The 12,697-nt window shown below is 74.4% G+C and carries 11 protein-coding genes; 10 read left to right on the top strand and 1 reads right to left on the bottom strand.

The window, feature by feature from the left end:
- Positions 1-13: 13 nt before the first annotated feature.
- Both QP089_RS19415 and QP089_RS19410 read left to right on the top strand, forming a co-directional pair.
- Positions 14-1,543, top strand: a complete 1,530-nt coding sequence (locus tag QP089_RS19415) for a class I adenylate-forming enzyme family protein (RefSeq protein ID WP_285913080.1) — start codon at positions 14-16, stop codon at positions 1,541-1,543.
- 16 nt (positions 1,544-1,559) lie between these two features.
- Positions 1,560-2,330, top strand: a complete 771-nt coding sequence (locus QP089_RS19410) for an SDR family NAD(P)-dependent oxidoreductase (RefSeq protein ID WP_285913079.1) — start codon at positions 1,560-1,562, stop codon at positions 2,328-2,330.
- 11 nt (positions 2,331-2,341) lie between these two features.
- Here QP089_RS19410 and QP089_RS19405 read toward each other — a convergent pair whose 3' ends face one another.
- Positions 2,342-3,148, bottom strand: a complete 807-nt coding sequence (locus QP089_RS19405) for a FadR/GntR family transcriptional regulator (protein WP_285913077.1) — start codon at positions 3,146-3,148, stop codon at positions 2,342-2,344.
- A 108-nt stretch (positions 3,149-3,256) separates the two neighbouring features.
- Between QP089_RS19405 and QP089_RS19400 the strand changes: the two genes are divergently transcribed.
- From QP089_RS19400 to QP089_RS19365, 8 genes are all read left to right on the top strand, one after another.
- Positions 3,257-4,402, top strand: coding sequence for an acyl-CoA dehydrogenase family protein (locus QP089_RS19400; RefSeq protein WP_285913076.1), 1,146 nt, complete (start codon positions 3,257-3,259; stop codon positions 4,400-4,402).
- A 37-nt stretch (positions 4,403-4,439) separates the two neighbouring features.
- A complete protein-coding gene (locus tag QP089_RS19395; RefSeq protein ID WP_285913075.1) occupies positions 4,440-5,393 on the top strand; it encodes an acyl-CoA dehydrogenase family protein in 954 nt (317 codons plus the stop codon).
- Positions 5,394-5,410: 17 nt separating this feature from the next.
- Complete coding sequence (locus QP089_RS19390; RefSeq protein WP_285913074.1) at positions 5,411-6,616, top strand: acyl-CoA dehydrogenase family protein; 1,206 nt, start codon at positions 5,411-5,413, stop codon at positions 6,614-6,616.
- On the top strand, positions 6,613-7,695 hold the full coding sequence (locus QP089_RS19385; RefSeq protein WP_285913073.1) for an acyl-CoA dehydrogenase family protein: 1,083 nt from the start codon (positions 6,613-6,615) through the stop codon (positions 7,693-7,695). The genes QP089_RS19390 and QP089_RS19385 overlap by 4 nt, the downstream gene beginning before the upstream one ends.
- 537 nt (positions 7,696-8,232) lie before the next feature.
- Positions 8,233-10,575, top strand: a complete 2,343-nt coding sequence (locus tag QP089_RS19380) for a xanthine dehydrogenase family protein molybdopterin-binding subunit (protein WP_285913072.1) — start codon at positions 8,233-8,235, stop codon at positions 10,573-10,575.
- Positions 10,572-11,519 (top strand): FAD binding domain-containing protein, encoded by a 948-nt coding sequence (locus tag QP089_RS19375; RefSeq protein ID WP_285913071.1) that lies wholly within the window; start codon positions 10,572-10,574, stop codon positions 11,517-11,519. Before QP089_RS19380 ends, QP089_RS19375 begins: the two co-directional genes overlap by 4 nt.
- Complete coding sequence (locus tag QP089_RS19370; RefSeq protein WP_285913070.1) at positions 11,512-12,015, top strand: (2Fe-2S)-binding protein; 504 nt, start codon at positions 11,512-11,514, stop codon at positions 12,013-12,015. Before QP089_RS19375 ends, QP089_RS19370 begins: the two co-directional genes overlap by 8 nt.
- Positions 12,012-12,677 (top strand): SRPBCC family protein, encoded by a 666-nt coding sequence (locus QP089_RS19365; protein ID WP_285913069.1) that lies wholly within the window; start codon positions 12,012-12,014, stop codon positions 12,675-12,677. Before QP089_RS19370 ends, QP089_RS19365 begins: the two co-directional genes overlap by 4 nt.
- The last annotated feature ends 20 nt before the right edge of the window (positions 12,678-12,697 follow it).

The following is a 12,697-nucleotide window of genomic DNA, read 5'->3' as shown; positions in this document are numbered from 1 at the left end:
TATCAAGAGGGTCATGAGGAGCACCGAAGCCGGAAGCGCCCCTCCGCCCTCCATCGCCGCGGCACTGGACGCCCCGCTCGCCGCGCGCCCCCATGCCACCGCGATCGAGGCGCCCTCCGGCGCCTGGTCGTACGCCGAGCTCGACGACCGGGCGCGCAGGGCGGCCGGCGCGCTGTGGTCGCTCGGGGTACGGCCCGGCGACCGCGTCGCCGCGTGCCTGCCCAACGACCTCGACATCGTGGCGGCCTTCCACGGCGTCCAGCGGATCGGAGCCGTGTGGGCGGGGATCGGCGAGGCGCTCGCGCCCCGCGAGCAGGAGGAACTGCACGAGATCTGCGGCCCGGCGGTCGCCCTCGCCGGGCCGCGCTGCCGCCTCGACGTGCCGGGCCGCGTCGATCCCGACCGGTGGGCGCGGCTCATGGCGGGGGAGGAGACCGCCCCCAAGGTCGCCCTCGACGTCGACGCCCCCGCCGGGATCGCGTTCACCAGCGGGACGTCCGGCCGCCCGAAAGCGGTCGTGCACAGCCAGCGCAACCTGCTCCTGCCGGCCGCGGTGCTCGCCGCCACCCGAGGCTGGGGCCCGGAACTGCGCAAAGGGGACGGCTTCCCGCTCACGATCCTCAACCTCATGGTCCTGTCGACCCTGCTCGCCGCGCAGGCCGGTGGCTGCTCGATCATCACGGACCGGCGCGACGCCGCCGGCCTGGCCGGCTGGATCTCCGAGCGCGGCGTCACCGTCTGGAACGGCGCCCCCGCACAGCTCTACGACCTCGCCCGGCGTCCGGACCTCGACCTCGGCCCGCTCCAGGAGGTCTGGAGCGGAGGCGGCGACACCTCCGACGCGCTGCGCGAGGCGTTCACCGCGACGCACGGGCTCGCGCCCCGAGCCACCTACGGTCTGACCGAGGCGCCGACCGTCGTGTCCATCGACCCGCCCGGCGAGCCGTGGCGCCCGCGCGCGAGCGGACGGGTGCTTCCCCACCTCGACGTCGCCGCCTACGACGACGAGGGCCGCCGCCTCCCCGCCGGCGAGCTGGGCGAGCTGCGCCTGAGCGGCGCGACGTCGGGCCCCTGGGCGGGTGCCTGGACGCCGCTGCTCGGCTACTGGGAGAACGGCCGCGTCCGCCCGCCGGAGCCGGGCCCCGTGCCCACCGGCGACGTCGGTACGGTCGACGGCGACGGATGGCTGACCGTGCTCGACCGCAAGAAGCTGGTCATCGTCAGAGGCGGCGCGAACGTCTACCCGCTCGAAGTGGAGCGGGTGCTGCTGGCACATCCCGACGTCGTCAACGCGGCGGTGTGCGGGGTAGCCGACGACCGCCTCGGGCAGCGGGTGGCCGCGATCGTCCAGAGCGCCGGTGCGCGGCTGGACGTCGCGGCGCTCACCGAGGCGTGCCGGCGGGAACTCGCGCCCTACAAGGTGCCGGAGATCTGGACGCGGGTCGACGCGCTGCCGGTGAACGCCATGGGGAAGGTGCAGCGCGCCGGGCTGGCCGACCTCGTCCAACGCCGCGCACCCGAGAGCCGGGGCACCGTTACATGATCGGAGGTAGGCGCGCGTGGACGTCGAAGCCGCACGCGGGATGTTCGGCCTCGACGGCCGTGTGGCGATCGTGACGGGAGCGTCGTCCGGGCTGGGTGCCGCGGTCGCCCGCGCCCTGGCCGCGTTCGGCGCCCGGGTCGGTGTGGTCGCCCGCCGCCGCGACCGGCTGGACGCGCTCGCCGCCGAGATCGGCGGGCTGGCGGTCGCCTGCGACCTGTCCGATCCCGCGCGGGCCGGGTCGGTCGTGCCCGCGGTGGAGGACGGCCTGGGTCCGCCGGAGATCCTCGTCAACGCCGCGGGAGCCATGTTCACCGAGGAGCGCGCCGAATCGGAGCCGCTCGACGCCGTCCGCGCGACCCTGGACCTCAACCTGGTGGCGCCGTTCGTGCTGGCGCAGGGAGTCTTCCCGCACATGCGCGCGGCCGGCCGGGGCTCGATCGTCAACGTCTCGTCCATCAGCGGACGCGTCGGCGTCCCGGGCATCCCGCAGGCGTCCTATGCGGCGAGCAAGGCGGGACTGTCCGGCCTCACCGCCGAGCTGGCGGTGCAGTGGGCGCGGCATTCGATCCGGGTGAACACGGTGGCGCCGGGCTTCTTCCGCAGCGAGATCACCGCCCCCCTCTACGAGAACGAGCGGCCGGCCGAGTACCTGCGCCGCAACACGCCGCTGCCGAAGGAGGGCGGTGCGGACGACATCGTCGGCGCCATCGTCTGGCTCGCCGGGGACGCCGCGTCCTACGTCACGGGGCAGACGATCGTCGTCGACGGCGGCTGGACCGCCCGCTAGCGCCTCAGCTCTCAGTGGCGCGCGCGGACGCCGGACTGGATCGCCTGCCGCGCGGCGGGCGACGCGGCGTTGACGATCCCGTCGTCGAAACGTTCCAGCAGCAGGGACTGGGTCGCGGTGAGATGGGCGCAGGCGATCCGCTCCGCCTCCCCGGCCCGCCCGGCGGCGATGTCGTCGACGATCCGCCGGTGGGTGCGGACGGCCGTCATCGCCTCGTCCCGCGTCGGGTACTCGCCGCGCCGGGTCAGCGCCTCGGCCCACGCCTCCTCCTGCGCCGACCACAGCGCGACGAGGCTGCCGACGACGTTGCGGACCGTCGCGTTCGGGGTGAAGGCGACGAGGAGGTCGTGGAACTCCCGCGCGGTCTGCGTGAACGCGACGCCGTCGTCCACCAGCGCGGTGCACTCCTCGACGTTGGCGCGCAAGGCGGGGACGACGACCTCGGCGCGGTCCTCGCGCCGCGCGCACTCGGCGGCGCACAGCGGCTCCAGCATCCGCAGCCCGGCCGCCAGGTCGCCCAGCGACACCCGGTCGCCCTGGAGCGCCAGGCCGAGATGGTAGGCGGCCGACGACTTGTCCGGCCGGTGCACCTCGGCGCCGCCGACATTGCCCCGCCGGACGGTCACCAGGCCCTCGGTCTCCAGGATGCGCAGCGCCTCCCGGACCGACGGGTAGCTGACGCCGAACTCCCTGACCAGCTGGTCCTGCGTGGGCAGGGCGTAGTCGTAGTCGCTGGCGAGGATGCGGGTGCGCAGCTCGCCGGCGACGGTCTCGGCGATGCGGTGCTGGTGGACTCGGCTGCGTCGCGGCGTCGTCACGCAGGCCGCTTCCCGTGGAGCAGAGGGACCATGGCGCCGAGTCTATCGTGACCGGATAACCAAAGGCAGTATTGCAATCCTTACAATGATTGAAATAGCGTCGGCGCCATGGACTTCACGATGGGCGAGACCGCCACCGCCCTGCGCGGCGACCTGCGCAGGCTGGTCGCCGAGCACGTCCCGCCCGACTTCCTGGGAGCCTTCACCGACGACCCGTCCGACCTGGAGGCGGCGCAGCGCTTCTGCCGGCTGCTCGCCGGGCGCGGGCTGCTGTGCCTCGCCTGGCCCGAGGAGTACGGCGGCTCGGGCGCGTCGGTGTGGGAGCAGACCGTGGTCCGCGAGGAGATGTGGGCGCACCACGAGCCGCGCGGCGCGCAGTACATGGGCGTCAACTGGGTCGGGCCGACGATCATGCGGCACGGCACGGCGGAGCAGCGCCGCCGGCACCTGCCGCCGATCGCGCGCGGCGAGGTCATCTGGTGCCAGGGATTCAGCGAGCCCGACGCCGGATCCGACCTCGCGGCGCTGCGGACGGCCGCCCGCCGGGACGGCGACGGCTGGCGCGTCTCCGGGCAGAAGATCTGGACGTCCTACGCCACCATGGCGCAGTGGTGCTTCCTGCTCGCCCGCACGTCGACGGGGGAGCGGCGGCAGGACGGCCTGACGATCTTCCTCGTGCCGATGGACGCGCCGGGCGTCGAGGTCAGGCCCATCCCGTCCATGATGGGCCCGCATCACCTCAACGAGGTCTTCTTCAGCGATCTGCGGGTGACGGCCGCGGACGTCCTCGGCACCGTCGACCGGGGCTGGGAGGTGGTGCAGGAGGTGCTGTCGTTCGAGCGCGTCGGCATCGCCCGCTACGCCCGGTGCGAGCGCCTGCTCCAGGCCGCGCCGTCGGTGCTCGGCGACCGCTGGGACGACCTGCCGGACGAGCTGCGCGGGCGGTGGGCGCGGATGCTGACGCACTGCCGCCGCGCCCGGCTGCTCGCCTACGACGTGGTGGCGAAGCAGGACCGGGGCACGGTCCGGCCCGCGGACGCGGCCGCGTACCGGATCGCGGTGACCCGCCTCGACCAGGACAGCGCCGAGGTGCTGATGGAGATCGTCTCGTCGGCCATGCCGGACGGCGCGCGGGCCCGCCGGTTCCGGCTCCAGGTGGAGGACCACTGGCGCTACTCCCGGGCGTCCACGGTCGCGTCGGGGAGCATCGAGATGCAGCAGATCCTGCTGTCCCGCTCGCTGCTGGCCTCATGACCTGCCCGCTGAGCACCGGCCTCGCGGCGGCGGCCCGATGAACATCGATCTGAGCGACGAGGCGGCCGAGTACGGGCGGCAGGCGAGGCGGGCGTTCAAGGCGGCCGGAGGGGACGTGCTGGCCCGGAAGGCCGAACACGAGCCCAAGCGCAGGGCGTCGCTCGTGGCGCCGGTGCTGGACGAGCTGGGCGCGCTGGACCTCGACCCCCGCGGCGACGCGCGCGAACTCGAAGCGGCGGCCGCACTGTGCCGCGCCGCCGGCTACTTCGCGGTCCCGTTCCCGGTGGCCGAGCGGCTGTGCCGGCCCGCCGGCCTCGGTACCGATGGGCTGCTCGTGGTCGACGGCGCCCGTCCCGCCGCCGCCGTCGCGGCGCTCGACCTGCGCTGGACGGCGGTGACCCTGGACGGTCGCCGCTGCGACGCCGTCGCGCGGTCGCCGGAGGGTCCGCCCCGCACCTCGGCGTTCGTCACGGACCTGGAGCTGCGGCCGGTCGACGGTGACGGCGCGCGCGACCTCGCCCTCGGACTGGTGCTGCCGTGCTGGACGCTGCTCGGGATGCTCGACCGGGCGCTCGACCTCACCCGGGAGCACGTTCTCGTCCGCGAGCAGTTCGGGCGGGCGCTCGCGCGGTTCCAGGGCGTGCGGTTCCAGCTCACCGAGGCGGAGGTCGAGCGCAGCGGGGTCGAAGCGCTCGCCAGGTACGCGCTCTGGAGCGTCCAGGCCGGCCGCGACGAGGCGGTGGACGACGCGCTCGCGCTCCGGCTGGCGGCCGTCGAGGCGGCCGACGTCGTCTTCCGCGTCGCGCACCAGCTGCACGGCGCCACCGGCTTCTGCGACGAGGCGTTCCTGTCGTGGCTGTCCCGCTACAGCCAGCCGCTGCGGCGCCTGCCGCTGGGCCTGTCAGGGACGCGCGACCGGCTGACGCGCCGCTTGGGCCGGCGCGGCCTGACCGGGCCGTTCGGCGAGGAACCGGAGCGGGCGGCACGGTGACCGGAGCCCGCAGGAGCGTGAAGGGTGCCGCGCCGGACCTCGACGAGTTCCGCGCCGAGGTCCGCCGCTGGTGCCGCGCGCACATCCCCGCGGATTGGCGGCGAGCACAGACGGGCGTCCCGGACGAGGAGTTCGTCGCGTTCCAGAAGGCGTGGTTCCAGGAACTGCGCGGTGCCGGGTTCGCCGTCCCGCACTGGCCTCGTGAATGGGGCGGCGGGATGCCGGTGGCCGAGCAGATCGTGCTGCACCAGGAACTCGCCGCCCACGACGCGCCACGGCTCGTGCTGGCGTTCGTCGCGATCCACCACGCCGCCGCCACACTGCTGGCCGCCGGGAGGGACGAGCAGCGCCGCCGCCACCTCCCGGCCATCCTGGACGGCGAGATCTGGGCCCAGGGCTTCTCCGAACCGGGCGCCGGGTCCGACCTGGCCGCGCTCTCGACCACCGCCCGCCGGCAGGGCGACGGCTACGTCGTCAACGGGCAGAAGGTGTGGGCGAGCGGCGCCGCCCATGCCGACTGGTGCCTGCTGCTCGCGCGCACCGACCCCGACGCCCCGAAACGGCGCGGCATCTCTTACTTCCTGCTGGACATGAGCACGCCGGGGATCGACATCCGCCCCATCCGGCAGGCCACCGGCGAGTCGCACTTCTGCGAGATCTTCCTCGACGACGTCGCCATTCCCCGGACCTGCCTCGTCGGACGGGAGAACGACGGCTGGCGGGTCGCGCAGGAGACGCTCGGCGCGGAACGCGGCATGACGATGCTGGAGCTGGCCGAGCGGCTCGGCAACGCCGGCTTCCGGTGGCTGCTTGAGACGTGTGCCCGCCCCGGACCGACCGGCGCTCGTCCCATCGACGACTCGCTCGTCGCCGACCGGCTGGCCGGGTTCGAGACCGAGCTGACCGCTCTCCGCGCGCTCTGCCGCGACCTGGTGGAGCGCCACGACGCGGGCACGTCCGGCCCGGCCGACGCCTCCGTCGTCAAGCTGTTCTACAGCGAGCTGCTCCAGCGGATGACCGGCTTCGGCGCCGAGACCGCCGGGCCGGCCGCCCACGCCGAGCTGCGAAAACCCCTGTCCAGCGGATGGGAGTCGGGGGCCTGGGCGCTGGACTTCATCGGCTCGTGGGAATGGACCATCCCGGGCGGGACGAGCGAGATCCAGCGCACGATCATCGGCGAACGCGGCCTCGGACTGCCCCGCGAACCCCGGGGCGGCCGATGACCCCGGAGTTCTCCGACGTCCACGACGAGTTGCGCGCCGTGGCGCGCGACCTGCTCGGCGGCACCGGCACCGGCACGGGCACCGGTCCGGGACGGGCGGTCGGCTGGAAGGCCATCATTGAATCCGGCTGGCCCGGCCTCGAAGTGCCGGAAGCGCTCGACGGTGCGGGCGCCACCTTCGCCGAGGTCGCCGTCGTCCTTGAGGAGATGGGCCGCGCCGCCGCGTGCATTCCCTACTTCGGGGCGGCGGTCCTCGGCGTGGGAGCACTGAAGCTTCTGCAAGCGGGTCCGGGCACGGACGCGCTGCTGCGCGGCACCGCGTCAGGAGCCGCCGTCCCGGCCGTCGCGTTGCCCGGCGACACCGGCACCGCCGAGCCCGCGTTCCGCCTGGAGCGCTCGCCACACGGGCTTGCGCTGCACGGAGACGCGGCGTTCGTGCCCGACGCGGTCGAGGCCGATCGGCTCCTGCTGCCAGCGCTCGCACCCGACGGCGAACCCGTCATGGTCGACGCCGCTCCGGGCACGGTCGGAATTCAGGTGACCGCCCAGCCGCTCCTCGACGCGACCCGACGCTTCGGACGCGTGACCGCCGCCGGCGCGGTTATGGCCGAAGATTCGATGCGGCGGTTCGCCGGAGACCCCGCGGCGGCCTTGCGCCGCTTGCACGATCGCGCCGCCGTGGCCGTCGCCTGCGACAGCCTCGGCCTGAGCGAAGCCATGCTGGACGCGACCGTCGCCTACGCGGGCGTCCGCGAGCAGTTCGGCCGCCCCATCGGTTCGTTCCAGGCCGTCAAGCACGCCTGCGCCGACATGTTCGTCCAGGTCACCGTGGCGCGCCGCCTCGTGGACGCCGCCGCGCGGGCGCTGTCCTCAGACGATCGGGCGACGGTCTCCATGGCGAAGTCGTACGCCTGCGAGGCCGCCGTGGACGTCGCGGGCAAGGCGATGCAACTGCACGGAGGCATGGGCTACACGTGGGAGAGCGGCGTTCACGCCTATCTGAAGCGCGCGATGCTCAACCGCTCCCTGTTCGGCTCGCCCACGGAGCACCGGCGCCGCCTCGCCCGCCGCTACCGGTGATCGCGAGCTGACCGGTCCCGGTCCCGCGATCCGGTGACATTGTGCCGCTCCGCCTCTTGCGTTCCGTGTCCGGATGAGGTGGACTCGACAGCAAGACAATACAGATTCTTCGATTCTGTTCAGTCGAGGTCGTGGGAGGCTCCGTGGCCGCCCCTCCGGTCATCCGGCGGGGCGGGCGGACGGCCATGACCTCATGATAAGCCCGTTTCCAAAAAACAAGAACATTCTTTTCGAGCGCGTGGCCGCTCCCGTCCGGCCGTTCTCGCAGGCCGCGCGAGACGCTCGTCCCGGCATGCCCTGATTCACCGACCGACACCGCAGAAGCCCTGCTCAGGCGGGGTATTGACCGGCTTTTCGCGCCGATGCTAAGCAAGTGCTCAGCATTGGCCGGGCGACCGGCCGGCGGCACGAGAAGCGAGTGCGAAAGGCGTGCGCGGCGACGCCCGCGCACCTGGCACAGGGAGGTCTTCCGTTGGGTGAGCTGTCCCCCTCCGCCCGGCCGGCCGCCGGCGCGCGGACGCCCGGCCCGGTGCGCCCGTGACCGGCGCGACGACCGCCGCGGCGCGGTACGCCGGGACGCGGGTCCCGCGCGTGGAGGACCCGCGGCTGCTGACCGGCCACGGCACGTACGTCGACGACGTGGCCCGGCCCGGGATGCTGCACGCGTGCTTCGTCCGCAGCCCGCTGGCCCGCGCCCGGATCCTCGGCGTCGACGCGGCCGAGGCGCTCGCGCTCGACGGCGTCCAGGCGGTGTTCACCGCCGCGGACCTCAATCCGGACGTGCGCGAGCAGTGGTACACGCTGATCGGCAAGGACGTGCCCGACACTCCGCGCCCGCCGCTCGCCGAGGGCGAGGTCCGGTTCGTCGGCGACCCCGTAGCGATGGTGGTCGCCACCGACCGCTACGTCGCCGAGGACGCCGCCGAGCTGGTGGCCGTCGACTACGACCCGCTGCCCCCGGTCGCCGACTACGCCGCCGCACGCGAGTCCTCCGAACTCGTCCACGAAGGCTACCCGAACAATCTCGCGGGCGAGTTCCCCGGTGCGCCGTTCGAGGAGGTCGAGCCGGTCTTCGCCGAGGCGCCCGTGGTCGTGCGGCGGACCGTCCACCAGCAGGCGTGCAGCCAGGTGCCGATCGAGACGCGCGGCATCATCGCCGAATGGTCGGCGCCCACCGGCGAGCTGACGATCTGGGCGGCGACGCAGTCCCCGCACGAGGTGCGGCTGTTCTGCTCCCGGCTGCTGGGGCTGCCCGAGCAGCGGGTGCGGGTGCTGATGCGCGACACCGGCGGCGGCTTCGGGCAGAAGGTGATCCCGCAGCGCGAGGACATGTGCGTCATGCTGGCCGCGCGCAAGGTGCCGGGCCCGCTGAAGTGGATCGAGGACCGGCGGGAGAACCTGCAGTCGGCGGGCATGTCCCGGCACGCGCACGCCGACACCCGCATCGCGCTCGACGCCGACGGGACGATCCTGGCCGCCGCGATCGACTACGTCGAGGACGTCGGCGCCTACCCGGTGCCGTGGCCGGTCGGGACGTCCGCGGCGGTCGGGATGTTCTTCCCCGGCCCGTACCGCGTGCCGAAGGCCGCGTGGGCGACGACGTCGGTGTTCTCCAACACCTCCGGCCGCACCGCCTACCGCGGGCCGTGGCAGTTCGAGTCGCTGGCGCGGGAACTGCTCCTGGACTCGGCCGCCCGCAAGCTGGGCCTCGACCCGGCCGAGGTGCGCCGCCGCAACCTGCTGCGCCGCGACGAACTGCCGTACACCAACCCGTGCGGCATCCCCTACGACGGCATCACGCCGCTGGAGACGTTCGAGCAGGCGCTGAAGATGCTCGACTACGACGCCTTCCGGCACGAGCAGGAGCGGGCCCGCGCCAAGGGACGCTACATCGGCGTCGGCACCTGCACGTACGTGGAACCGACCTCGGCCGCGATCGCGCTGCACGCCACCGAGGGCGCGACGATCCGGATCGAGCCGTCCGGCAAGGTCAACGTGTACGTGTCCGGAGGGTCGAGCGGCAACAGCATCGAGACCACGGTCGTGCAGCTCACCGCCGACGCGCTCGGCGTGGACATCGCCGACGTCAGCACGGTGCAGGGCGACACGGCCGTCACCCCGTTCGGCGGCGGCGCGGCCGGCAGCCGGTCGGGCTCGATGACCGCGGGCGCCGTGGCGGAGACGGCGTCGGTGCTGCGGGAGCGGATCGTCGCGATCGCCGCGCACCGGCTGGAGGCCGACCCCGGCGACATCGAGCTGGCCGGGGGACGCGCGCGCGTGCGCGGCGTGCCGGAGTCGGGCGTCACGCTCGCCGAGATCGCCGACGCCGCCTACTTCCAGCCGGAGACCCTGCCGCCGGACGTGCCGGCGGGCCTGGAGGCGTCCGGGCGGTACCGGCCGGAGCACCCGCTCATCTACGCCAACGCCACCCACCTGTGCACCTGCGAGGTCGACGTGGTGACCGGCGCGGTGACGCTGCTGCGCTACATCGTCAGCGAGGACTGCGGCCCGATGATCAACCCGAACGTCGTGGAGGGGCAGATCGCGGGCGGCGTCGTGCAGGGCATCGGCAACGCGCTCTGCGAGCACCTCGCCTACGACGCCGACGGCAACCCCGTCGCCACCACCTTCATGGACTACCTGCTGCCCACGGCCGCCGAGATACCCGACATCGAGTACGGCCACGTCGAGACGCCGTCGCCCGGGCCCGGCGGCTACAAGGGCGTCGGCGAGGGCGGCGCGATCGGGGCGCCGCCCGCGGTGGCGAACGCGGTCGCCGACGCGCTCGCCCCGTTCGGCGCCGAGATCACCCGCCTGCCGCTGACGCCCGAGACGGTCGTCGCGCTGGTGCGCGGCGCGGACGGGACGGTGGCGCGATGAAACCGCCGTCCTTCGAGTACCACGTCCCCGGGGACGTGGACGAGGCCGTCGGACTGCTCGCCGGCCTCGGCGAGGACGCCAAGGCCATCGCGGGCGGGCAGAGCCTCGTCCCGATGCTCGCGCTCCGGCTCGCCAACCCCGAACACCTCGTGGACCTGCGCCGATTGGACGGCCTGCGCGGCGTCGAGGAACGCGGCGCGACGGTCCGGATCGGCGCGGGCACCACCCAGGCCGCCGTGCAGCGGTCCGCCGAGGTCGCCCGGTCCGTCCCGCTGATGGCCCGCGCGACCCCGCTGATCGGGCACTTCCAGATCCGCAACCGCGGCACCGTCGGCGGCTCGCTGGCCCACGCCGACGCCGCCGCCGAGTACCCCGCCGTCGTGCTCGCGCTCGACGCGGAACTCCAGGCGGTCTCGCCGCGCGGCACCCGCACCATCCCCGCCGCCGACTTCTTCACCGGCCTGTGGAGCACCGCGCTGGACGAGGACGAGCTGCTGACCGCCGTCGACTTCCCGGTACGGCGCGGCCGCAGCGGCTTCGCGATCGAGGAGTTCGCACGGCGCGGCGGCGACTTCGCCATCGCCGGCGCGGCCGTCGCCGTCGAACTGGACGATGCGGGCCGGGTTGCCCGGTGCGGCATCGGGCTGTTCGGGCTCGGCTCCACGCCGCTGCGCGCCCCGGCCGCGGAGGCGGCCGCGACCGGCGCCGCGCTCACCGACATCGACGCCGACGAACTCGGACGCACGGCCCTCGGGGAGCTGGACTCGGTCCCCGCCGACCTGCACGCGTCCGCCGACCACCGCGCGCACGTCGGCGCCGTCATCGTGGCGCGCGCATGGCGGCGCGCCGCCGAGGAAGCAGGGCGGCGCGCCGCCGAGGAAGCAGGGCGGCGCGCCACCGAGGAAGCAGGGCGGCGCGCCGCTGAGGAGGCCGCGAATGGCTGACGTCACCGTCCGGATGCGGGTCAACGGCGGGCCGCGGAGCGCGGCCGTCCCGCCCCGGCTCACCCTCGCCGACTTCCTGCGCGAGCGGTGCGGGCTCACCGGCACGCACCTCGGCTGCGAGCACGGCGTGTGCGGCGCCTGCACGGTCCTGCTGGACGGGCAGGCCGTCCGCGCCTGCCTCGTCCTCGCCGTCCAGGCCGACGGCGCCGAGATCACGACCGTGGAGGGGATCGCTTCGGCGGACGGCGAGCTGTCCCCGGTGCAGGAGGCGTTCCGCGACCACCACGGGCTTCAGTGCGGCTTCTGCACGCCCGGCTTCGTCGTCTCCGTCACCGCGTTCCTGCGCGACAACCCCGACCCGACCGACGAGCAGATCCGCGACGGCCTGTCCGGCAACCTGTGCCGCTGCACCGGCTACCAGGGGATTCTCAAGGCCGTCCGCGCGGCCGCCCGCACGACCGGTGGCGCCGCCGTCGCGCCGGAGGAGACCGGATGAAGCTCGACAACACCCTGACCCTCCCGGTGCCGGTGGACGAGGCGTGGCGCGTCCTGCTCGACATCGAGCGGATCGCGCCGTGCGTGCCGGGCGCGACGCTGACCTCCCGCGACGGCGATCGCTACCACGGGAAGGTCAAGGTCAGGCTCGGCCCGATCGGCCTCACCTACAGCGGGTCGGTCGCGTTCGCCTTCCTCGATGAGGACGCCGGGGTCGCGGTGATGGAGGCCACCGGGCGGGAGACCCGCGGTGGCGGCACCGCGAAGGCGGTCGTCACCTGCCGGCTCACCGGACGCGGCGACGCCACCGACGTCCACGTGGAGACCGACCTCGCCATCACCGGCAAGCCCGCGCAGTTTGGGCGCGGCGCCCTCGCCGACGTGTCCGCCGCCCTCCTCGACCGGTTCGCCGCCAACCTCGCCGAGGAGATCGCGCCCGGCGGGGACGCGGCCCCGGCCCCGGACACCTCCTCCGGCACCCGGGACGCGCCGCCCCCTCCCGCCGCCGTACCTGCGGAACCCGGACGGGCGGCCGCGCCCGTGGACCTGCTCCGCGCGACCGGCCCCGGCGCGGTCCGTCTCGCCGCCGCCCCGGCCGCGGCCGTCTTCGCCCTGCTCATGGCCCTGGCCGTCCGCCGCCGGCGGCGGGCCCGGCGCCCGTAGCCCACCCCACCGAAGAGAAG

Origin of the sequence: Actinomadura opuntiae, from assembly GCF_030283205.1 — a bacterium.
In the GTDB taxonomy this organism is placed as follows: domain Bacteria; phylum Actinomycetota; class Actinomycetes; order Streptosporangiales; family Streptosporangiaceae; genus Spirillospora.
Note: the sequence above shows the minus strand (reverse complement) of the source record. Positions and strands in the feature narration are given on the sequence as shown.

What these genes read in the sequence shown, in the direction of transcription:
- QP089_RS19395 (WP_285913075.1), top strand. Translation starts at nt 4,440, where the DNA reads ATGAACATCGATCTGAGCGACGAGGCGGCCGAGTACGGGCGGCAGGCG.
- QP089_RS19365 (WP_285913069.1), top strand. Translation starts at nt 12,012, where the DNA reads ATGAAGCTCGACAACACCCTGACCCTCCCGGTGCCGGTGGACGAGGCG.
- QP089_RS19415 (WP_285913080.1), top strand. Translation starts at nt 14, where the DNA reads ATGAGGAGCACCGAAGCCGGAAGCGCCCCTCCGCCCTCCATCGCCGCG.
- QP089_RS19370 (WP_285913070.1), top strand. Translation starts at nt 11,512, where the DNA reads ATGGCTGACGTCACCGTCCGGATGCGGGTCAACGGCGGGCCGCGGAGC.
- QP089_RS19375 (WP_285913071.1), top strand. Translation starts at nt 10,572, where the DNA reads ATGAAACCGCCGTCCTTCGAGTACCACGTCCCCGGGGACGTGGACGAG.
- QP089_RS19400 (WP_285913076.1), top strand. Translation starts at nt 3,257, where the DNA reads ATGGACTTCACGATGGGCGAGACCGCCACCGCCCTGCGCGGCGACCTG.
- QP089_RS19385 (WP_285913073.1), top strand. Translation starts at nt 6,613, where the DNA reads ATGACCCCGGAGTTCTCCGACGTCCACGACGAGTTGCGCGCCGTGGCG.